The organism is Methyloceanibacter stevinii (genome assembly GCF_001723355.1).
Taxonomy (GTDB): Bacteria; Pseudomonadota; Alphaproteobacteria; order Rhizobiales; family Methyloligellaceae; genus Methyloceanibacter; species Methyloceanibacter stevinii.
Window position 1 is genome coordinate 412871 of sequence record NZ_LPWE01000012.1, and the last position, 18410, is coordinate 431280.

The following is an 18410-nucleotide window of genomic DNA, read 5'->3' on the forward strand; positions in this document are numbered from 1 at the left end:
CCGGGTTCTTGAGAGTTTTCCGCTCGGAAATGCGCGACATTGCCCCTATCAAGGAAATAGGACGCCAAGCCGGGGGAGAAGAGCCGCATGGACGAGACGGAGCAGCGCGAGATCGAGGAGCGGCTCAAGGAGCAAATCGCGTCCTATCACGAAGCGGCCCTGCTCTTCACCGCGGTCACGGCGGGCCTGCCCGATCTTCTGAAGGCCGAGCCGCGCGACCCTGAAGCGCTCGCTAACGACCTGGGGCTTGCCGCCGGCCCCCTGCGGCGCCTCCTGCGCGGCCTCGTGGCGATGCGGCTGTGCGAGGAGCTGGACGACGGCCGTTTCGCGCTGCGCCCGCCGCCGAATGCCTCACCTACGGCAATCCCTCGAACCTCAGCGAGAAGGCCTTCGTCGTCGTGGGGCAATACTGGATGCCTGGATGTCCATGATGTATTCGCTGCGCACGGGCGAGCCCTCGCTGCCCTTCGCCCTCAACAGACGGCGGCAGACTGGCGCGGCGCCAAATCCGACGAGGCCGGTTCCTGTTCCGCTATGTGGCCAAGGAGGAGCTGGCCAATCCGGGCAGCATGCACGAGGCCCTAGGCGACGTCGCGGAGGGCGCGGTGATCGCGAGCATCGGAGGCGGCTACGGCGCCTGGCTGGCGGACGTGCTGGAGCGCGACCCGTCTCTCAAGGGCATCGTCTTCGATGCCCGCCGGTGCTGGACGATGCGATGCGGCTGTTCGACGTCCTGGAGTTCGCGGACCGAATCGAGTTCCTCCCCGGCGATGCCCGCGAGGAGGTTCCCGCTGTCGCCGACATCTATGTCCTGAAGAGCGTGCTGCAGCAGCACGACGACAAGGACGCCGCCGCGATCCTCGAGAACTGCCGCCGGGCGATGACGCCTGGCGCACGCCTCGTCGTCCACGAGCGGCTGATGCCCGAAGACCCCAGCGCCGACCCCGAGGCGATCATGATTGACCTGCACATGATGGCGATCACGGGCGGCAAAACGCGCACCCTGGCGGAGATGGAATCATTGATCTCAAGCGCCGGTCTGAGCGTCGCCGGACACCGCAAGACCAGCGGCGGCATGACCGCGATCGACGTCCGCACCCCCTGAATCAAAAACGCAAGCCTAGGCGCCAACCGATTCAAAGGAATCGGAAAATCAGAATGCGCCTCAAGCCTGCCGTTCCAGCGTAGCCACGAAGAAACCGTCCGTGCCGTGGCTGCGCGGCGTCATGAGCAGCGTCTCGTCGGACCCGTCCGCGGAGGCCGGCGCGTCCGCCTCGATCGCCTCCTCCCAGACCTCTCGCCAAGGCTTCAGGGCGAACTCCGGATGGCGCTCCAGGAAGCTGTCCACCTGCTCGCGGTTCTCGCCTGGCAGCACTGAACACGTAATGTAGGTGAGCCGGCCGCCGGGCTTCACGAGATCCCGCGCCCGCGCCAGCACCGCGACCTGGTCGGCCATGCGCCCCGAGAGCATGTCCGGCGTCAGGCGCCATTTAGCGTCCGGGCGCCGCCGCCAGGTTCCCGAGCCCGTGCAGGGCGCGTCGATGACGACCCTGTCCATCCGGCCCTCGGGGCGCGAGCCCCGCGTCGACCCCGCCCTCCAGCACCTGCACGTTGCGGGCGCCGCCCGCCGCAAGCGGTCGAAGATCGGACGAAGTCGCATGCGGTTCGCGTCATAGGCATAGAGCTGGCCGGTGTTCGCCATCGCCGCCGCCAGCGCCAAGGTCTTGCCGCCGGCACCGGCGCACAGGTCGATGACCTGCTCACGCGGCCCGGCGCCGGTCATGGCGGCCGCGATCTGTGCGCCTCGTCCTGGACCTCGAGACCACCCCTTTCCATGGGCCGCGTCCGCCTCCACATGGGGCGTCCGCGCCGATCCTTGCCGAGGCGCGATGCGCAATCCGTGGCGCCCATAGGCGGTCGGCTGAGGCGTGAAACGCGCCAATGCTTTCAAGACCTTGTCACGGTTTGCTTTGAGCGTGTTCACCCGCAGATCGACCGGCGCACGCACCGAAAGCGCCGCGCCCTCGGCCACCGCGTCCTCCCCGAAGACGGCCGCAAAAGAGTCCTCCAGCCACTCGGGATAATCCCCGCGCACCCAGGCCGGAACGTCCGGCGATAGCACGCGCGTGAGCCCTGCCCGCTCCACCTCGGTCAATGGCTCGGGCGCGAAACGGCTGCCGTCGAAGAGCCTATCCACGCTGTCGGCGCTCATGCCCCAAGCGCTCACGAGAGCCCGCAAGACGAGCGCCCGAGGGCCGTCATCTTCCATGGCCGCGCCGAGAGAGGCGCGCTGCCGCAGGCAATCGAACACGAGGCTGCCGATCGCCGCCCGGTCGCCGGATCCGGCGAAGCGATGGGCGCTCCCCCAATCCTTCAGCGCCTCGGAGGCCGGCCGCTTGCGCGCGCCCAAGTCGGTCAGCACTTCGATGGCCGCGCTTGCTCTTCCCGCCGGTGTCATCAGTTCGTCTGGAACACGAGGATTCGGCCGGCGACAAGAATCCACATCAGCGCCAGTGAAATGGCGCCGAGCAGGAACATGGGCGTCCGATGCGCGAGCTTGTTGCTCGTCACATGGATGGCGGTGTGGCCGATCCGGGAAAGGGTGAACATCCACATGAGCACATAGACCGTCGTGTCGAGGGTCTTGGTCATGAAGCCGAGAAGCACGACGACGTAGAACAGCGTGGGCATCTCCATCGCATTGTGGAAGGCATTGCTGACCTGCTGCACGTAAGGGGGCCAATCCGCCTGGCGCGAGGCCGCTACTTCGGGGTGCACGTCGCCCTTCCGGATGGCCCGGAGCCGCAAGATGATCATCCAGAACAGCAGGGCAAAGGTCAGCGCGACCTGCAGAAACATGGGCAGTAGTATGGCTGCGAGCGACATGAGGTTTCCTTTTGGGATTCGTTGCGCGCAGCGATCTGCGCAGTTCGCGCGCCTTGCGTTGTTATACTCCGCCGGCGCTGCAGTTGTAGATACGCTCTTTGTCGGACGTATCGGCGCCCTCTCCTAGCCCTCAAGCCTGCCAGAATGTCCTGGAAACATGGAGGGATGTTCAATTGACGAGAGCGTACCGCCCCTTCTAAACGTACACAAAACAGCAAAGTTCAAAGCGTTCCTAAGGAGGATTTCCATGCGCATGCGCGCTTTTCCCATGTTTTCCGTCGGAGCGGCCCTCGCGGCCGGGCTTCTCGCCGTTGCGCTTCTCGCGCACCCCGCCGCCGCCAAGGACGACAAGTCCTCGGACCCCTGCTTCGACGGCAAGCTGAGCATCAAGGAAGTGCTCGAAGCCTGCCAGGCCTTTATCGACGGGGGCAGCGACGACAAGACACTCCTCATTCGCGCCCATAGCGTGCGCGCCATGGGCCTCTCGGCAACCGGCAATCTCGATGAGGCGATGGTCGACATCAACGCCGCCGTCGAGATCGATCCGAAGCGCGCCAACAGCTACTTCATGCGCGCGGCTGCCTACGACGCCATGAAGGATTACGACAACGCGATCACCGATCTGGACCAGGCCATCGAGCTGAAGGACGACGACGGGGACTATTATCTGCTGCGCGGCCTCGTCTACACCCACAAGAACGATCTCGACACGGCGCTCACCGATCTGAACAAAAAGGTCGAGTTGGACCCGAAAGCCGTCAACGGCTATTCCAGCCGCGGCGAGATCTACCGCAAACGCAAGGAATACGATGAGTCGATCGCCGATTACACGAAGGTGATCGAACTCGATCCCGAGACCGCGAAAGGCTACGTCGATCGCGGCTGGGTCTATGTTCTGAACGATGATCTCGACAATGCGGGCCCCGACTTCGACACGGCCCTGAAGATTCAGGGGAACAACGCGCTGGCCCTGGTCGGCCGGGGCGTTGTGAAGAGCCGGACCGGCGAACCCACGGACGGCAGTGCCGACCTCAGGATGGCCGAGAGGCTCGAGCCCGGCGTGTTCGATCAGGTCCGCGCAATGGGCGTCAAATAGCAGCGACGCTGCACGCAGGCATCGAGATGAGCGGGCGGCCGCAGAAGCCGCCGCTCAAATCGCGCTTCTAGTTCTCCCGCGGGTAGTTGGGCGACTCCCGCGTGATGGTCACGTCATGGACGTGGCTCTCGCGGAAGCTTGCGGTCGAAATGCGGATGAACTTCGTGCGGTCCTGGAAATCATCGATGGTGCGGGACCCTGTATAGCCCATGGAGGCCCGCAAGCCGCCGATGAGTTGGTGCAGCACGCTGCCCGCGGGTCCCTTGTAGGGCACCTGCCCCTCGATGCCCTCGGGCACCAGCTTTAGGGTGTCCTTGATTTCCTGCTGGAAGTAGCGATCCGCCGAGCCGCGCGCCATGGCGCTGATCGAGCCCATGCCGCGATAGGACTTGTACGACCGTCCCTGGTAGAGGAAGACCTCGCCCGGGCTTTCGTCCGTACCCGCGAGAAGCGACCCGAGCATCACGCAGTCCGCGCCCGCGGCTAGCGCCTTGGCCATGTCGCCCGAATAGCGGATGCCGCCGTCGGAGATCACCGGGACGCCCGCTTTCTTGGCCTCCTCGACCGATTCAAGCAGCGCGCTGAACTGCGGCACGCCCACGCCGGCGACGATGCGGGTGGTGCAGATCGAGCCCGGTCCGATGCCGACTTTGATCGCGTCCGCCGCCGCGTCGATGAGCGCCTTGGTGCCTTCGGCCGTTGCGACGTTGCCGGCGACGACCTGCACGACGTTGGAGATGCGCTTGATGCGGCCCACCTGATCCAAGACCAGCCGCGAATGACCATGGGCCGTGTCCACGACGATAAGATCGACTCCGGCATCGATGAGCTGCTCGGCGCGCTCGAACCCGCTGTCGCCCACGCTCGTGGCGGCGGCCACGCGCAGGCGCCCTTGGTCGTCCTTGCAGGCGTTCGGATGGGCGCGCGCCTTTTCGATGTCCTTCACCGTGATGAGGCCGATGCAGCGATAGTCGTCGTCGACCACGAGCAGTTTTTCGATGCGGTGTTGATGGAGAAGCCGCTTGGCCTCTTCCATATCCACATTGTCCTTCACCGTGACCAGGTCCTTGGTCATCAGCTCGGACACGGGCTGCTCCTCGTTGGTCGCGAAGCGCACATCCCGGTTGGTCACGATGCCCACGAGACGGCCTGAGTCGGGTTCGACCACGGGAATCCCTGAGATGCTGTTGCGGGCCATCAGGCCCAACGCCTCGGCGAGGCGCGCGCCTGGATTGGTCGTGACCGGATTGACGACCATGCCGGATTCGAACTTCTTCACCTGCGCCACCTCGGCGGCCTGCAGGTCCGCATCCATGTTGCGGTGAATAACGCCGATGCCGCCGGCCTGGGCCATGGCGATTGCAAGACGGGCCTCTGTGACCGTGTCCATCGCGGAGGACAGGATCGGAATATTCACGGAGATGGATTTCGTGACTTTCGAGGCGACCTCCACCTCGTTCGGCAGAACTTCCGATGGCCCGGGGCGGATCAGAACGTCGTCGAAGGTGAGCGCCATGGCGCTGTCGGGAAAGCGGGAATTTTCGTGTGAAGACTGCCCGTCGGGCATAGGCCAACCTCTCTTGGATATGAAACGCCCGCGTGGCGGCGGAGCCGAACGCGGGGCCGGTTGACGCGGTTCCATAGCAGCTTGACCCGCCGTTGGAAAGCCATGGCGGGGCGTTACCCTCAGACTTCAGAGGGTCTTGAGAGCCTTGCGTAACAAAGGCACTGCAATCTCCGAAAACGCCTGGACTTTCGGCTGCGGCAAACGGTCCTCCCGGTGCACGAGGCTGACGGGAAGCGGCTCCGGTTCGAAGTCCTCGAGGACCCGGCACAGCGACCCGTCTTTCAGGGGCGCCTGCGCCTGGTAGGAGAGAACCCGAACGATGCCGAGACCGGACACCGCAGCGTCGATCCCCGTCTCTGCCGTGTTGACGATCAAGCGGGGCTCGACCGGAACGTTCTGGGCCTTCCGCTTCTCCGGACCGCCGCTCCCCGGAAATCCCCAGCGATCGGGCTGTGAGAACGAGGTGAAGGTGATGCAGGAATAGTCGAGCAGATCTCTCGGCTCCGCTGGCACGCCGGCCGCCTCGAGATAGGCGGGACTGGCGCAGCAGATCAGCCGGACCGTGCCTAGTGTGGTGGCGCGCATCGCCGAATCCGGGAGATGGCCGATGCGGATCCCGACATCGAGTCCCTCCTCAACGAGGTTCACCACCCGGTTCACCAGGAGCATGCGCGCGGTCATTTGCGGATAGGCGTCCAGATAGGCGCTCACCACCGGGCGTACATGCAACCGCCCGAACAGGCTGGGCGCCGTCAGCGCCAGCAGGCCGCGGGGTTCCGCCTTCTCGCCGGCCAAATGGCGTTCAGCCATGTCGAGGTCGCCGAGAACCCGGCGGCATGTCTCCAAATAGGTCTGCCCCGGCTCCGTCAGAGCCAGTCGCCGCGTCGTCCGGGTGACAAGACGCGTGTTGAGGGCGTCTTCCAGCGCCTTGAGATGGCGGCTCACCGTAGTCAGCGGCATGCCGAGCCGCTCCCCGGCCGCCGAAAGCGAGCCCGCATCGGCAATCGCCACGAACACCCGTATCGCTCCCAGCCGGTCCATTTATTATCCCGTATTATGGAAGGATATATCCACGATTTCATCCATACCGCACAAAAGCGGAATAAGCCATATGGATGGGGACACACCGCAGCCACACCGCCGGAAGGGAACGCTCAATGACCGCTCGCACTCTGTACGACATGGAACTCTCTGGGAATTGCTACAAAGTCCGACTCTTTTGCGCCCTGCTTGGGCTGGATGTTGCGCTTGAGCCCGTCGACCTCATGGCGGGAGCCCACAAGCAAAGTCCGTTCATCGACCTGAACCCGTTCGGCCAGGTTCCCGTGCTGCAAGACGGCGACGTCGTTTTGCGCGACTCGCAAGCCATCCTGGTCTACCTCGCCCGCAAATATGGCGGCGAGAACTGGCTGCCCACGGACCCCGTCGGTATGGCGAGTGTCGTGAACTGGCTGATGGTGGCGGAGAACGAAATCGCCCGCGGCCCTGGAGACGCGCGCCTCCATGACAAGTTCGGCTTCCCCGTCGATGCGGACGGAGCGCGGGCGAACGCAGCCAGTATTCTCGGCCTGCTGGAGACGCACCTCGAAGAGAACGAATGGCTGGCGCTGGACCGGCCCACCATCGCGGATATTGCCTGCATGCCCTACGTGGCCCTCGGCCATGAAGGCGGCGTGCCGCTGGACTCCTATCCCGCGATCCAGGCTTGGGTCGGCCGCATCAAGGCCCTCCCCGGCTTCGTCGCCATGCCGGCGCTGTAGGCCCCCCATGCGCACCTGGATGGACATAACCTTCACGCCCTCGGTCAAGGCGGCGCAGACCCGCCGCGGCTCGCGTGAGGGCTATGCCCGGATGGAAGCCAAAGGCACGACCCGGACGTTCGTCGATGACGGTCTTGCCGACTTCATTGCGAACGCCCGCTCGTTCTACCTGGCGACCGCCAGCAGCGATGGCCAGCCCTACATCCAGCATCGCGGGGGCCCGCCCGGCTTCCTGCATGTACTCGACGAGAACACGCTGGCCTTCGCCGACTTCTCGGGCAACCGGCAATACATCTCTACCGGCAATCTGGACGAGAACCCGAAGGCGATGATCTTCATCATGGATTACCGCACGCGCCGCCGCGTGAAGATCTGGGGCACGGCAAAGGTGGTGGAGAACGACGACGCGCTCATCGACCGGCTGATGCCCGACAATTACGTGGCGCGTCCCGAGGCGGCCCTCGTCTTCACCGTGAACTCCTGGGACACGAACTGCCCCCAGCACATTCCGCTCATGGTCTTCGCCGAGGACGTCGAGCCGCTTGCCGAGCGTGTCACCGCGCTGGAAGCGGAGAACGCACGCCTTCGGAGACAACTCACCGACAACAACACCGCATCAGGAGACGCCACGTGACCGCCCATCGCAGCTACCCCAAGACGCCCGGATTTCGCCTCGGTGTCTATGTGTTCAAGGACGCCGAGATCGTCGATTTCGCCGCGCCGCATGGCGTGTTTTCGGTGGCCCGCCGTCTCGACCCGGAGCTCGACGCGTTTCTCGTTTCGGACGCCATGCGGCCCGTACAGGCCCAGGCGGGCCTGACGGTGATCCCGAACTACAGCTTCAACGATACGCCGGACATGAACGCACTTCTGATCCCCGGCGGGTTCGGCACGCGCCAGGAGATGCACAACCAGCGGCTCCATGCCTTCATCCGGTCGCTCCCGGAAAAGACTCTGATTACAAGCGTCTGCACAGGCTCGTGGATCTACGGTGCCATGGGTCTGCTGGACGGCCTACCCGCCACCAACCGCAAGGAGCCGGATCGGCTCGAGGCCTCGGGCGCCGGCAAAGTTCCGATCGACCGCCTCGCGGAAATAGCCCCAAAGGCCCAGATCTCGCGCGCGCGCGTCGTCGATGCGGGGCGGATCGTGACCGCGGGCGGCATCGCGTCCGGCATGGAAATGGGTTTCCACCTGCTGCGCCGCGCCGGCTACCCGGAAGACTTCATCTCCGAAGTCGCACGCATCATGGAATATGCTGCCGCCTACGAGGTCTATCGCAACGACATAGAATATGCCGGCTAGACGCCCCCTGCCCCTTGATCGGGGCTGAAGAATGCAGAGATTGTGAGTCGCACCCCTTGCGACGGGCGTGCTCGTTACGGTGGAGCGGCTCACAATGACGACGGCAATGGAGGCGGACTGGGTCCTCAGGACCATGGCCGCAATGGCCGCGGCCGATCAAAGGCTCGACGCCCGCGAGGTCGACCTCATCCAACGCGTCTATCAAGAGCTGACCGGACGGCCTGTGGATGTGGGCGGCGTCGTGTCGGCGGTCCAAGTCTATGCCCGGCGAGATGTGGCCCAGGACTTGTCGCAGGTCGCCGGCAGCTTCTCGCCCGAAGCAAAGACGGCCATCATGCAAGGGGCCTATCGGACCCTCGCCGTCAACAATCATGTTTCGCAAGCCGAGCGCGACACGCTCGACAGGGTCGCCGGAGCGCTTCGCTCCCGGCCTCCGAATTGGAGGCGATCCTGGCGGAGGTCGAAACACCTCCCTCACAGACCTAGCTGTCGTGGCTCTCCGAGCCGGGCCTGAGCAACCAACCGAACAACAGAACCGCCGCGGCGGCGCCCACGAACTGCGCCAGCAGAAAAGCCGGCACATGGGCCGGAGCGATCCCTGAGAACGTGTCGCTGATGGCGCGGGCGATCGTCACCGCCGGATTGGCGAACGACGTCGAGGACGTGAACCAGTACGCGCTCGTAATATAGAGACCGACCGCAGCCGGGATCGCGGCGACATTGAAGCGGACGCAGCCGAGGATCGTGGCCACGAGCCCGAACGTGGCGATGAACTCGCCGAGCCACTGCCCGAACCCGGTCCTTGTGTGCTGACTGATCTGGATCGCGTCGAGGCCGAACATCAAATGGGCCGCAATCGCGCCCAAGCATCCGCCCACGATCTGCACGGCCATATACGGCAGCACTTCGCCGCGCGGGAGCGATCCGCGCAGGAGCATCGCGAAGCTGACCGCCGGGTTGAAATGCGCCCCCGAGACGTCGATGAAGATCGTGATGATGACGAACAGGACCGCGCCTGTGGCGATCGTGTTGCAGAGAAGCGCCAGCGCCACGTTCCCGCCGGCAAGGGTCTCCGCCATGATGCCGGACCCGACGACCGCCATCACAAGAAAAAACGTGCCCAGCGCCTCGGCACAGAGCCGCCGCGTGAAATCGAACGTCATAGTCCCCCCGTCTGCCGCGCTAGCAGCAGCTGACTGATCCGTTCCCCGCTTTGTCCGCGTCCTCGAATGGCGACGGCGTTCCGCAGCCCGGGAAAATACCGAAATGTTTGGAGAAGTCACCGACGAAATTGAAATACGGCGCGAAGCGCGTATCTGCCAGCATCCGCCAGACATTGCCGCACACCGGAAAGATCCGGTCCTTCTCGATCAGGTGATGGTCGTCGAGGACAAACGTCTCTGGCTGTTCGAAAACGCCGCCGCGGTAAATGACCGCCTGGCCGTAGTCCTCGCAAGCCGGCTCGAGATCGTCCAGCTTGAAGAGGCGGTAGGTCGCCGAGAAGAAACGCGCGTTCCCGAGCTTCTCGCGCATGTCCGGATTGTCGATTTCGATCGGGCGGCTGCTGACAAGGCGCGGGTCGAGAAAACCCGCCTGCTTGGCCATCGGTAGGAAGTCGTTCCAGTAGAGCGCCCCGCCGAGACACTCGCCATAGAGGAGCGGATCGGCGCGCAGCTCGTCCGGCAACCGCCGGTCGCAATAGACATCGGCGAAGTAGAGTTCACCGCCCTGTTTCAGAAGATCGTAGGCGCCGCGGAGCACCGCCGGCTTGTCCATGCACAGGTTGATGACGCAGTTGGATACGATGACATCGAAGGAGCCGGGTTCGAGATCGAGCGCGTCCAGCTTCTCCAGATAGCCTTCCAGAAACCGCACATTGGACTTGGCATAGCCGAACTTCTTGGCGTGCCAATCCCGATGGGCGTCGGCCGTCGCCAGCTGTTCGGCGGTCATGTCCACGCCGGTCACGGAGCCGGCCTCGCCAACCAGTTGCGACAGGATGTAGACGTCCCGCCCCGTGCCGGAGCCGAGATCCAGCACGTTACAGTTCTGAAGCGCCGTGGGGATGCACAGCCCGCAGCCGTAATAGCGGGCGGCAACCTCGTCATGAACGTTGGCGATCAGTTCGGTGAGATACCGGGGTGTCTCGGCAGCGTCGCAGCAGGCGCTCGTCTGCAGATCCCCCGAGCCTTTCAGGACCTTGCCGTAGTACTCCTTGACCACCTCGATGTTCATCGCACCGCTCCGGAATTCCCCGCTAGCCCCAATGCCGCCGGTTCGTGGCGCCACACTATCAAAAGTCGGTGGCGCGCTGCAGCACACAGGACAGCACAGTCGCGTGAACTGGCGCTAAGAGACATCCTCACGGCCCGGCCCGCGATAGCCCGTGGCCAGCACATAGACTTCCGCTGAGTCCTGCCGGCTGGCCTTGGGCTTCACATGGGCGACCTTGCCGAAGTTCTGGCGCAGCCGGGTCAGCAGGTCACCGCTCGCGCCACCCTGCAGCACCTTGGCGAGATAAGCCCCACCCGGCTTCAGTATATCCTCGGCGATGTCGAGCGCGGCCTCAGCCAGCGCGATCACGCGCAAATGGTCCGTCTGGCGGTGGCCCGTGGACGAGGCGGCCATGTCCGACATCACCACGTCGACGCGCGCGCCGCCCAGCGCGTCGCGGATCGCGTCCCCGGCACCTGCATCAGTGACGTCCAGTTGCATGAAGTCGGCCCCCGGCACCGGCTCGATCTCGTTGATATCCGCGGCAATGACCCTGCCGTTGCCAGAGTCCGCCTTGACGCGCGCGACCGCCACCTGGCTCCACCCGCCCGGCGCCGCGCCGAGATCGACCACAACCCCGCCCGGCTTAAGCAGATGCTGCTTGTCGTCGATCTCCAGGAGCTTGAAGGCCGCCCGGCTGCGATAGCCCTGGCGCTTTGCCTCTTCGACATACGGGTCGTTCAGCTGCCGCTGCAGCCAGCGCGTCGAGGCGAGCTTCCGCCCTTTCGCGGTCTTGACGCGCACCGTCAGCCCGCGCCGGCCCGTTCCATCCCTCGGTCCGCTCTTTCCGCCTCTCGCCATACCGCCTGCTTCTATCGCCGCTTGTCCGTTACGACCAGCCTGCCTGCCCTATCGCCGCACGCTCTTGACCGAATAGGCAGGGGAGCGCATGTCCTGCCCACCACTCTTGTAACACCCGCCCCATGCCCCGCTACTTCATTACCCTGATCGTCGCGGTCGCTCTGTTCATGGAAACCATGGACTCGACCATCATCGCCACGTCGCTACCGGCGATCGCGGCCGATCTCGGCGAAGATCCGATTGCGCTGAAGCTGGCGCTCACATCCTATCTGCTGTCGCTTGCGGTCTTTATACCAGTCAGTGGCTGGATGGCAGACCGGTTTGGCGCCCGGACGGTTTTTCGCGCGGCCATTGTCGTCTTCACGGTGGGATCGGCGGCGTGCGGCTTCGCCACCTCGCTGCTGGACTTCATCCTCTTTCGCGTCCTGCAAGGAATGGGCGGCGCGATGATGGTGCCGGTCGGAAGGCTCGTGATCCTGCGCTCGGTCCCGAAATCGGAACTGATCTCGGCCCTCGCCTGGCTCACCGTGCCCGCGCTCATGGGGCCGGTGATCGGCCCGCCCTTAGGCGGGTTCATCACCACCGTGTTCTCCTGGCGCTGGATTTTCTGGATCAATATCCCGGTCGGTCTGCTCGGTATCTACCTCGCCACACGCTTCATCGAGAACTTTCGCGAGGACAAAGTCCCGCCGCTCGACGTCAAAGGGTTCTTCCTGTCCGGCATTGGGCTCTCGGGGCTTGCCTTCGGCTTCACCATTATCGGTCAGCCGCTGTTTCCGCCCTGGTTCGTAGTCGCCCTGCTCACGACGGGCGCCATTTCTTGCGTCCTCTACGTGCGCCACGCCTTGAACATTCCGGCGCCGCTGCTCGACTTGCGCCTGCTCAAGATCCCCACCTTCTTCGCCAACATCGCGGGCGGGTTCCTGTTTCGGATCGGCGTCGGCGCCACGCCCTTCCTGTTGCCGCTGTATTTTCAGCTCGGCTTCGGCATGACCCCCTTGCAGTCGGGGTTACTCACGTTCGCCATCGCCGTCGGCGCCGTCGCCATGAAGACCACGGCAGCACCCATCCTGCGCCGGTTCGGGTACAGGCCAATTCTTGTGTGGAACGCCCTCGTCGCGGCGTTCTTCATCATGGCGTATGCCCTCTTCACGGTCGCCACGCCGCATGCGGTGATCCTCGCCACACTGCTTGTGGGAGGTTTTTTCCGTTCCCTGGAATTCACCGCGATCAACACGATTGCTTACGCGGATATCGACGAGCACGAGATGAGCAAGGCGACGAGTTTCGCCAGCGTGTCGCAGCAACTCTCCATGTCGGCCGGCGTCGCCGTCGGCGCGCTCGTGCTCGAATTCCAACGCGCGGGCCGGGAGAGCCACGAGGTTCTAGCCAGCGATTTCACGTTGGCTTTCCTGATCGTCGGCGCGATCTGCGCAAGCTCCGCGCTCGTCTTCACGCGCCTGCCGAAAGACGCGGGCGCAAGCCTCTCGCGCAAGGCTCACCAGCTCGGTGAACCGGACAAGCAGCCCGAACTCGTCCCTGAAGATTAGGCGTTTCGCGTTTGGACGTTGCTGTTGGCGGACTTGCCGCTTGCAGACTTGCCACGCCCTCGCCCCTTCCGACGGCGCCGGCGCGGCGTCTTGCGGTCATGTCCATCCTCGGCCATCAGCGTCGTGAGGATGCCTTCGCGCAATCCCCGGTCAGCCACGCGCAACCGCTGGCAAGGCCAAGTGCGAAGCAAGGCTTCGAGGATCGCGCAGCCCGCCAAGACGAGATCGGCCCGTTCGTGACCGATGCAAGGCTGAGCGATACGCTCGGCGTAGCTCATGCCGATCAGATCGCCCGAGACCCGCCGCACATCGGTGGCCTTGAGCCAGCAGCCGTCCACGCGCGACCGGTCGTAGCGAGGCAGGCCGAGGTGTATGCCGGAAATCGTCGTCACCGTGCCTGACGTGCCGAGAAAATGCGCCCTGTCGTGGGCGACCCGCTCGCCAAACCGGTACTGGGACTCGAAACCCGCGAGCGCGCCCGCCACGTCTTCGACCATGGCTTCGTAGCTGTCGGCCGTGACTTCGTGGCCTCCATGGCGCTCGGCCAGGTTCACGACGCCGAGCGGCAAGGAGGTCCAGGCCGCGATCGCGTCTTGGATGGCCGCGCGGCTCTGCACGGACTGCTTCCAGTCCTTCCCGAGCTTGCGAAGGTCGAGCCAGATCAGTTCCGAACTGCCGCCACCGATGTCGAACACGAGCGCCCAGTCGCATCCGCTGTCCAGTAGGGAAGCGCATCCCGAAACGGCGAGCTTGGCTTCCGTTTCGCGCCCGACAATCTCCAAGGCGAGCCCCGTCTCGTTCTCGACACGGTCGATGAAGGAGGCCCCGTTGGTGGCGATCCGGCAGGCTTCGGTCGCGATCAGCCGCGAGCGCGTGACGCCACGGCGGCGCATCTTGTCCGCGCAGATGCGCAAGGCCGCGATAGTGCGCTTTTGCGCGCTCTCCGCAAGTTCGCCCGTGGCCTGCACGCCCTCGCCCAAACGGATGATTCGCGAGAACGCATCGACCACCACGAACCCCCGGCGCGACGGCTTCGCGACCAGCAGACGGCAATTGTTGGTTCCGAGATCAAGGGCGCCGTAAACGGCTTGGCCGAGACGTGCGGATCCGCGCGCGTTGCGCACGCCGCCGCCCACATCGCTGGCTGCCCCGGCAGGGCTTGCCACTGAAACGCCCGCAGGCGCGGACATCCCTGGCGCCGCGGCACTCACAGCGCCGCTCTCGCCGGCATCGTTCCGCATGGCAGTGGCGCAAGGCAGCGCGCCGGCGTCACGCGAAACATCGGGATTTCGCGCCAAATCCTCGCGGCGCGGATTCCCGGCAGCCGTGCGGGCAATTCCGCTCGGCCCAGTCACAATTTCAACCTCTCGAGCCTGCCAGAGGGCGCTTCCTCGCCCGTTCCCAGCGGCCACAGCATTGGTCCTATGAGACCAATCTACCAATCTGTTCAGGCAGGTAAAGCCCGAGAGCGAGCGGGGGCCGGACGGGCGGGGCCGGCGCGCCGCTCAGCGGACCTGTCAGCGGGCTGGCGTCGGCTCCGGAGGTCCGGCAGCGACGGTCTTCGAATCGGCTTCGGACTGCCAGCGGCCGGGATGAATGGGCGGGTCCCAGCGCTCCGGCAACTGAGCGAGATACTCTTTGCGGGGGATGTCCTTGAAGCCCGCGCGTTCCGTCGCAGGCGTGAGCCACTTGTTGTCCATGAGGACGAAGCCCCACTTCGCCAGATGCCACGCCAGCACCGCAAAGCCGATCTTCGAGGCATTCGACTCCCGGAAGAACTGCGACTCGATCACGAAGACGCGGCCCACGGCCACGCCGTAGCCGCCGCCCGCTAGCTCGCCATCGCTGTTCCAAACCTCGAAGGAATGCACATGGCCTTCGTCGAACAGTTTGGCATAGGCCGCCATGATGCGCGGCGTGATCCAGGTGAGGCTGAGCCAGCCCCGGCGCGGTTCGGCGCAGGCTGCAATCACGCCCTCGAAATCCGTGTCGAAAGTGATCCGGTAGCGGTTCTTCCGCATCATGCCACGCAGCCGGCTGGAAATGTGAAAGTCGTGCGGCCGCACCACGGCACGCTCCCGCGGGTACATCCATTTGGGCGGGGGAAGGTGTCCGGCCGGAGAGAGCCCGCGCAGATAGGCATCCCTCAGGACACCCGGCGACAGGTCGGTCGCTATGCCAATGATCTCCTGATCGGCAGGGAGCGTCGTGGGGTCCGGCAGGGGCCGGCTTGGCTGAAGGACATGGGAAAGCATGACCCGGGCGGTCGTTACGAAATTGGCGATCCGCTTCGGCCGCAGCGCCCACGCGGTGCCGATCACCCAGCGGTAGAGTGCGGTCGTGTGCTTCTGCCGGAACAGCGCGGCGCGGCGCGACGCCACCGATGGCTCCTCAGAACGCGTTGATTGTCCGTTCAAGTTCAAATCCTTTTGGGTCCGTCTGCAGCCCTTTCGCCCGAGACGGCCTCGGCAGGGCGTCGCGCCCGCACGTGTCCGTCTGCGGATCAGGTTTAACCGGAGATGCTAGCCTGCCTGCCGCCTGGCCTGACGCCGGCGGTCCCAAAGCTTTTCGCTCAGCGCGGTATGGACGCGCTGCGCCGGCGGAATCTCTTCGAGCTCGCGGGCGAAAGCGGCATATTCCACGCGCGCTTCTTCCGGCCCGCCACCGTGAACCAGCGTGTTGCGAAACTCGAGGAGCCGGCGCCAGCCGCGAGAGTCGCCGCCCCGCTCGGGCGCAGGCACACCCGCCACGAGCAAATGCCGCATAACCGTCTGCGCGGCCCCCTCCTCGCCTTGGCCGTCCTTGACCAGGAGGTCGATCACGGCCGCCGATCTGGCAAGCAGCGCATTACTTGGAGGGGCTTTTCGGCGCCGGTCACGCTGACGTTCAGCCAGAGCGGGCGCAGGAGTAGGAGTAGGAGTAGGAGTAGACGTCGCCGCCGCAGGCGCGGACGCCGCGACCACCGTTTCGAGGTCCACGAGCGGCTTGAGATCGTCGGCCGGCACGCCGTCCGCGGCCAGTTCCACCATCACGGCCTGCAGGCATTTCAGCCCCAGCACGGCCTTGTCCGTTGCGCTGTCGGCATAGACCTGCCGCAGGGCCCGGAGCGCCGCGGAGATGCGATTCGCCGATGGTGAAACCTCGTTCATGCGCGGCAGGATAGAGTGAGTTTCTGGACAATGTGTTACTGGGGCCCTGCTGGGCCCTCCAGCGCCCCGGCGCGGACAGGCGGCAAAACCTGCTCGATGAGGACTTTGCCGCACAGACGGACTTGCCAAGCGCCCTCCCCAGCGACTAGAAGAAACGCCCAATTCCGTGCTTCGGATCGCGACCTGGCCCCTAGACGGGCCAGCACCGCCAGGCTTGGTGGGAGATCGTCTAATGGTAGGACAGCGGACTCTGACTCCGTCAATCTAGGTTCGAATCCTAGTCTCCCAGCCAAATCTTCAGTCTTCAGCAGCTTTCCAGCCGTTCATTCCCGGATCGAGGCACACCCGCCACGGGCACCCCTGCGCGCATTCGCGCGTTTGTCCTCGCCGCGATCTCCGATATCAAGCACCTGTGTTGCCGGGCCCTGGCCTCTGCCGGGAATTCCGCCGACCGCCAATCTTCCTGACCATCGTCTAGCTGCCGCATGTCCCGTCCGAATGGCCGAAGCGACGGCCTTATCTCGGGGTGAGCATGAACGCACTTTACGCCTATCGCGACCAATGGGTCGGAAACGTCCGCGGCGACATTCTCGCCGGGCTCGTCGTGGCGTTGGCGTTGATCCCCGAGGCCATCGCGTTCTCGATCATCGCCGGAGTCGACCCGAAAGTCGGTCTTTATGCGTCCTTCGCCATCGCGGTGATTGTCGCAATCACCGGCGGCCGGCCGGCCATGATCTCCGCCGCCACGGCGGCGACGGCTGTCGTCATGGTGACTTTGGTGAAGGAGCACGGCCTCCAGTATTTGCTGGCCGCGACCGTATTGGCGGGCGTCATTCAGATCTGCGCCGGCTTTGCGAAGCTCGGCTATCTCATGCGCTTCGTCTCACGGTCGGTGATCACCGGGTTCGTCAATGCGCTGGCGATACTGATCTTCCTGGCGCAGCTTCCCGAACTGACAAACGTGACCTGGGTGACCTATGTCATGGTCGCCGCCGGGCTCGCCATCATCTATCTGTTTCCCATGCTGACCAAGGCGATCCCCTCGCCGCTCATCACCATCATTGTCCTCTCCGCCGTCTCCATGGCGCTGGATCTCGACGTGCGCACGGTCTCCGATATGGGGGATCTACCCGACACGCTGCCCGTGTTTCTGATCCCCGACATCCCGCTCACTCTCGAGACGCTGCAGATCATCCTGCCCTATTCGCTTGCCATAGCCGCCGTCGGCCTGCTCGAGAGCCTGATGACCCAAACCATCATCGATGATCTGACCGACACGCCCAGCGACCGCAATCAGGAATGTATCGGCCAGGGAATCGCCAACACCTGCACCGGCTTCATCGGCGGCATGGCGGGCTGCGCCATGATCGGACAGTCGATGATCAACGTGAAGTCCGGCGGCCGGGGCCGGCTTTCGACGTTTACGGCGGGCGCGATGCTCCTGTTCATGATCGTGGTGCTCGGCGATATCGTGGGCCAGATTCCGATGCCGGCCCTCGTGGCCATCATGATCATGGTCTCGATCGGCACCTTCTCCTGGTCGTCGATCAAGAATTTGCGCGATCATCCCCGCTCCTCCTCGATCGTGATGCTCGCGACCGTGGTGGCAACCGTCTACACGCACAATCTCGCCATTGGGGTGCTGACGGGCGTCTTGCTGTCCGGCATTTTCTTCGCAGGCAAGATCGCCCAGCTCTTCCGCGTCACATCCGAGATTTCGCCCGACGGGCGAGAGCGGACCTACGTCATCGAAGGACAACTCTTCTTCGCCTCGGCGGAGGACTTCATGGCCGCATTCGACTTCAAGGAGGCGCTGGAGCGTGTCACCATCGACGTCAGCCGCGCTCATATCTGGGACGTCTCGTCGGTCGCGGCCCTAGACATGGCGGTGTTGAAGTTTCGCCGCGAAGGTGCCGAGGTGAAAATAGTCGGTATGAACAAAGCTTCCGAGACGATCGTCGACAGCCTGGCGGTGCACGACAAGCCAGGCGCGATGGACAGGCTGATGGAGCACTAGGGGGA

The 18410-nt window shown here is 64.7% G+C and carries 19 protein-coding genes and 1 tRNA gene; 10 read left to right on the forward strand and 10 right to left on the reverse strand.

The window, feature by feature from the left end:
* Window positions 1-87: 87 nt before the first annotated feature.
* Both AUC70_RS16820 and AUC70_RS17190 read left to right on the forward strand, forming a co-directional pair.
* Window positions 88-585 (forward strand): methyltransferase family protein, encoded by a 498-nt coding sequence (locus AUC70_RS16820; RefSeq protein ID WP_069444980.1) that lies wholly within the window; start codon window positions 88-90, stop codon window positions 583-585.
* 52 nt (window positions 586-637) lie between these two features.
* A complete protein-coding gene (locus tag AUC70_RS17190; protein ID WP_280138253.1) occupies window positions 638-1105 on the forward strand; it encodes a methyltransferase in 468 nt (155 codons plus the stop codon).
* 60 nt (window positions 1106-1165) lie between these two features.
* Here AUC70_RS17190 and AUC70_RS11585 read toward each other — a convergent pair whose 3' ends face one another.
* Window positions 1166-2458: an RsmB/NOP family class I SAM-dependent RNA methyltransferase gene (locus AUC70_RS11585; RefSeq protein ID WP_069444982.1), complete on the reverse strand. Its 1293-nt coding sequence runs from the start codon at window positions 2456-2458 to the stop codon at window positions 1166-1168.
* A complete protein-coding gene (locus tag AUC70_RS11590) occupies window positions 2458-2886 on the reverse strand; it encodes an MAPEG family protein (RefSeq protein ID WP_069444983.1) in 429 nt (142 codons plus the stop codon). The genes AUC70_RS11585 and AUC70_RS11590 overlap by 1 nt, the downstream gene beginning before the upstream one ends.
* A gap of 247 nt (window positions 2887-3133) precedes the next feature.
* Between AUC70_RS11590 and AUC70_RS11595 the strand changes: the two genes are divergently transcribed.
* Window positions 3134-3982 carry a tetratricopeptide repeat protein gene (locus AUC70_RS11595; protein WP_069444984.1) on the forward strand — a complete coding sequence of 283 codons (849 nt, stop codon included), beginning with the start codon at window positions 3134-3136 and terminating at the stop codon, window positions 3980-3982.
* A 67-nt stretch (window positions 3983-4049) separates the two neighbouring features.
* Here the strand turns inward: AUC70_RS11595 and guaB are convergent, their stop codons facing one another.
* Window positions 4050-5549 carry an IMP dehydrogenase gene (gene guaB, locus AUC70_RS11600; protein WP_244505601.1) on the reverse strand — a complete coding sequence of 500 codons (1500 nt, stop codon included), beginning with the start codon at window positions 5547-5549 and terminating at the stop codon, window positions 4050-4052.
* 126 nt (window positions 5550-5675) lie between these two features.
* A complete protein-coding gene (locus AUC70_RS11605; RefSeq protein ID WP_069444986.1) occupies window positions 5676-6590 on the reverse strand; it encodes a LysR substrate-binding domain-containing protein in 915 nt (304 codons plus the stop codon).
* A 116-nt stretch (window positions 6591-6706) separates the two neighbouring features.
* Between AUC70_RS11605 and AUC70_RS11610 the strand changes: the two genes are divergently transcribed.
* The 4 genes from AUC70_RS11610 (at window position 6707) to AUC70_RS11625 (ending at window position 9128) form a co-directional block, all read left to right on the forward strand.
* Complete coding sequence (locus tag AUC70_RS11610; protein ID WP_069445119.1) at window positions 6707-7309, forward strand: glutathione S-transferase family protein; 603 nt, start codon at window positions 6707-6709, stop codon at window positions 7307-7309.
* A 7-nt stretch (window positions 7310-7316) separates the two neighbouring features.
* Window positions 7317-7943: a pyridoxamine 5'-phosphate oxidase family protein gene (locus AUC70_RS11615; protein WP_069444987.1), complete on the forward strand. Its 627-nt coding sequence runs from the start codon at window positions 7317-7319 to the stop codon at window positions 7941-7943.
* A complete protein-coding gene (locus AUC70_RS11620; protein WP_069444988.1) occupies window positions 7940-8614 on the forward strand; it encodes a DJ-1/PfpI family protein in 675 nt (224 codons plus the stop codon). Before AUC70_RS11615 ends, AUC70_RS11620 begins: the two co-directional genes overlap by 4 nt.
* Window positions 8615-8708: 94 nt before the next feature.
* Window positions 8709-9128: a tellurite resistance TerB family protein gene (locus tag AUC70_RS11625; protein WP_141702093.1), complete on the forward strand. Its 420-nt coding sequence runs from the start codon at window positions 8709-8711 to the stop codon at window positions 9126-9128.
* Here AUC70_RS11625 and AUC70_RS11630 read toward each other — a convergent pair.
* The 3 genes from AUC70_RS11630 to AUC70_RS11640 form a co-directional block, all read right to left on the reverse strand.
* On the reverse strand, window positions 9097-9777 hold the full coding sequence (locus AUC70_RS11630) for an MIP/aquaporin family protein (protein WP_069444990.1): 681 nt from the start codon (window positions 9775-9777) through the stop codon (window positions 9097-9099). The genes AUC70_RS11625 and AUC70_RS11630 overlap by 32 nt on opposite strands.
* A 19-nt stretch (window positions 9778-9796) precedes the next feature.
* Window positions 9797-10849, reverse strand: coding sequence for a methyltransferase domain-containing protein (locus AUC70_RS11635; RefSeq protein ID WP_069444991.1), 1053 nt, complete (start codon window positions 10847-10849; stop codon window positions 9797-9799).
* A gap of 114 nt (window positions 10850-10963) precedes the next feature.
* Complete coding sequence (locus AUC70_RS11640; RefSeq protein WP_069444992.1) at window positions 10964-11689, reverse strand: RlmE family RNA methyltransferase; 726 nt, start codon at window positions 11687-11689, stop codon at window positions 10964-10966.
* A gap of 122 nt (window positions 11690-11811) precedes the next feature.
* Between AUC70_RS11640 and AUC70_RS11645 the strand changes: the two genes are divergently transcribed.
* On the forward strand, window positions 11812-13239 hold the full coding sequence (locus AUC70_RS11645; protein ID WP_069444993.1) for a DHA2 family efflux MFS transporter permease subunit: 1428 nt from the start codon (window positions 11812-11814) through the stop codon (window positions 13237-13239).
* On the opposite strand, the gene AUC70_RS11650 is transcribed toward AUC70_RS11645, so the two are convergent.
* The 3 genes from AUC70_RS11650 to AUC70_RS11660 all read right to left on the reverse strand — a co-directional run bounded on the left by AUC70_RS11650 (window position 13236) and on the right by AUC70_RS11660 (window position 16388).
* Window positions 13236-14594 carry a Ppx/GppA phosphatase family protein gene (locus tag AUC70_RS11650; RefSeq protein ID WP_244505602.1) on the reverse strand — a complete coding sequence of 453 codons (1359 nt, stop codon included), beginning with the start codon at window positions 14592-14594 and terminating at the stop codon, window positions 13236-13238. The genes AUC70_RS11645 and AUC70_RS11650 overlap by 4 nt on opposite strands.
* A 162-nt stretch (window positions 14595-14756) precedes the next feature.
* Complete coding sequence (locus tag AUC70_RS11655; RefSeq protein WP_069444995.1) at window positions 14757-15620, reverse strand: leucyl/phenylalanyl-tRNA--protein transferase; 864 nt, start codon at window positions 15618-15620, stop codon at window positions 14757-14759.
* Window positions 15621-15761: 141 nt separating this feature from the next.
* The gene (locus tag AUC70_RS11660; RefSeq protein WP_069444996.1) at window positions 15762-16388 is read right to left on the reverse strand and encodes a hypothetical protein; all 627 of its coding nucleotides are present in this window, start codon (window positions 16386-16388) and stop codon (window positions 15762-15764) included.
* A gap of 218 nt (window positions 16389-16606) precedes the next feature.
* On the opposite strand from AUC70_RS11660, the gene AUC70_RS11665 reads away from it, so the two are divergent.
* Together AUC70_RS11665 and AUC70_RS11670 are read left to right on the forward strand one after the other, a co-directional pair.
* Window positions 16607-16680: transfer RNA gene (locus AUC70_RS11665), tRNA-Gln, on the forward strand.
* Between the two features lie 240 nt (window positions 16681-16920).
* Window positions 16921-18405, forward strand: coding sequence for a SulP family inorganic anion transporter (locus AUC70_RS11670; protein WP_069444997.1), 1485 nt, complete (start codon window positions 16921-16923; stop codon window positions 18403-18405).
* Window positions 18406-18410 lie beyond the last annotated feature (5 nt).

Excerpts from the sequence above, each read along its gene's own strand:
- AUC70_RS16820 (WP_069444980.1), top strand. The coding sequence starts at position 88 with ATGGACGAGACGGAGCAGCGCGAGATCGAGGAGCGGCTCAAGGAGCAA.
- AUC70_RS11585 (WP_069444982.1), bottom strand. The coding sequence starts at position 2,458 with ATGACACCGGCGGGAAGAGCAAGCGCGGCCATCGAAGTGCTGACCGAC.
- AUC70_RS11590 (WP_069444983.1), bottom strand. The coding sequence starts at position 2,886 with ATGTCGCTCGCAGCCATACTACTGCCCATGTTTCTGCAGGTCGCGCTG.
- AUC70_RS11595 (WP_069444984.1), top strand. The coding sequence starts at position 3,134 with ATGCGCATGCGCGCTTTTCCCATGTTTTCCGTCGGAGCGGCCCTCGCG.
- guaB (WP_244505601.1), bottom strand. The coding sequence starts at position 5,549 with ATGCCCGACGGGCAGTCTTCACACGAAAATTCCCGCTTTCCCGACAGC.
- AUC70_RS11605 (WP_069444986.1), bottom strand. The coding sequence starts at position 6,590 with ATGGACCGGCTGGGAGCGATACGGGTGTTCGTGGCGATTGCCGATGCG.
- AUC70_RS11610 (WP_069445119.1), top strand. The coding sequence starts at position 6,707 with ATGACCGCTCGCACTCTGTACGACATGGAACTCTCTGGGAATTGCTAC.
- AUC70_RS11615 (WP_069444987.1), top strand. The coding sequence starts at position 7,317 with ATGCGCACCTGGATGGACATAACCTTCACGCCCTCGGTCAAGGCGGCG.
- AUC70_RS11625 (WP_141702093.1), top strand. The coding sequence starts at position 8,709 with ATGACGACGGCAATGGAGGCGGACTGGGTCCTCAGGACCATGGCCGCA.
- AUC70_RS11630 (WP_069444990.1), bottom strand. The coding sequence starts at position 9,777 with ATGACGTTCGATTTCACGCGGCGGCTCTGTGCCGAGGCGCTGGGCACG.
- AUC70_RS11635 (WP_069444991.1), bottom strand. The coding sequence starts at position 10,849 with ATGAACATCGAGGTGGTCAAGGAGTACTACGGCAAGGTCCTGAAAGGC.
- AUC70_RS11640 (WP_069444992.1), bottom strand. The coding sequence starts at position 11,689 with ATGGCGAGAGGCGGAAAGAGCGGACCGAGGGATGGAACGGGCCGGCGC.
- AUC70_RS11645 (WP_069444993.1), top strand. The coding sequence starts at position 11,812 with ATGCCCCGCTACTTCATTACCCTGATCGTCGCGGTCGCTCTGTTCATG.
- AUC70_RS11660 (WP_069444996.1), bottom strand. The coding sequence starts at position 16,388 with ATGAACGAGGTTTCACCATCGGCGAATCGCATCTCCGCGGCGCTCCGG.
- AUC70_RS11670 (WP_069444997.1), top strand. The coding sequence starts at position 16,921 with ATGAACGCACTTTACGCCTATCGCGACCAATGGGTCGGAAACGTCCGC.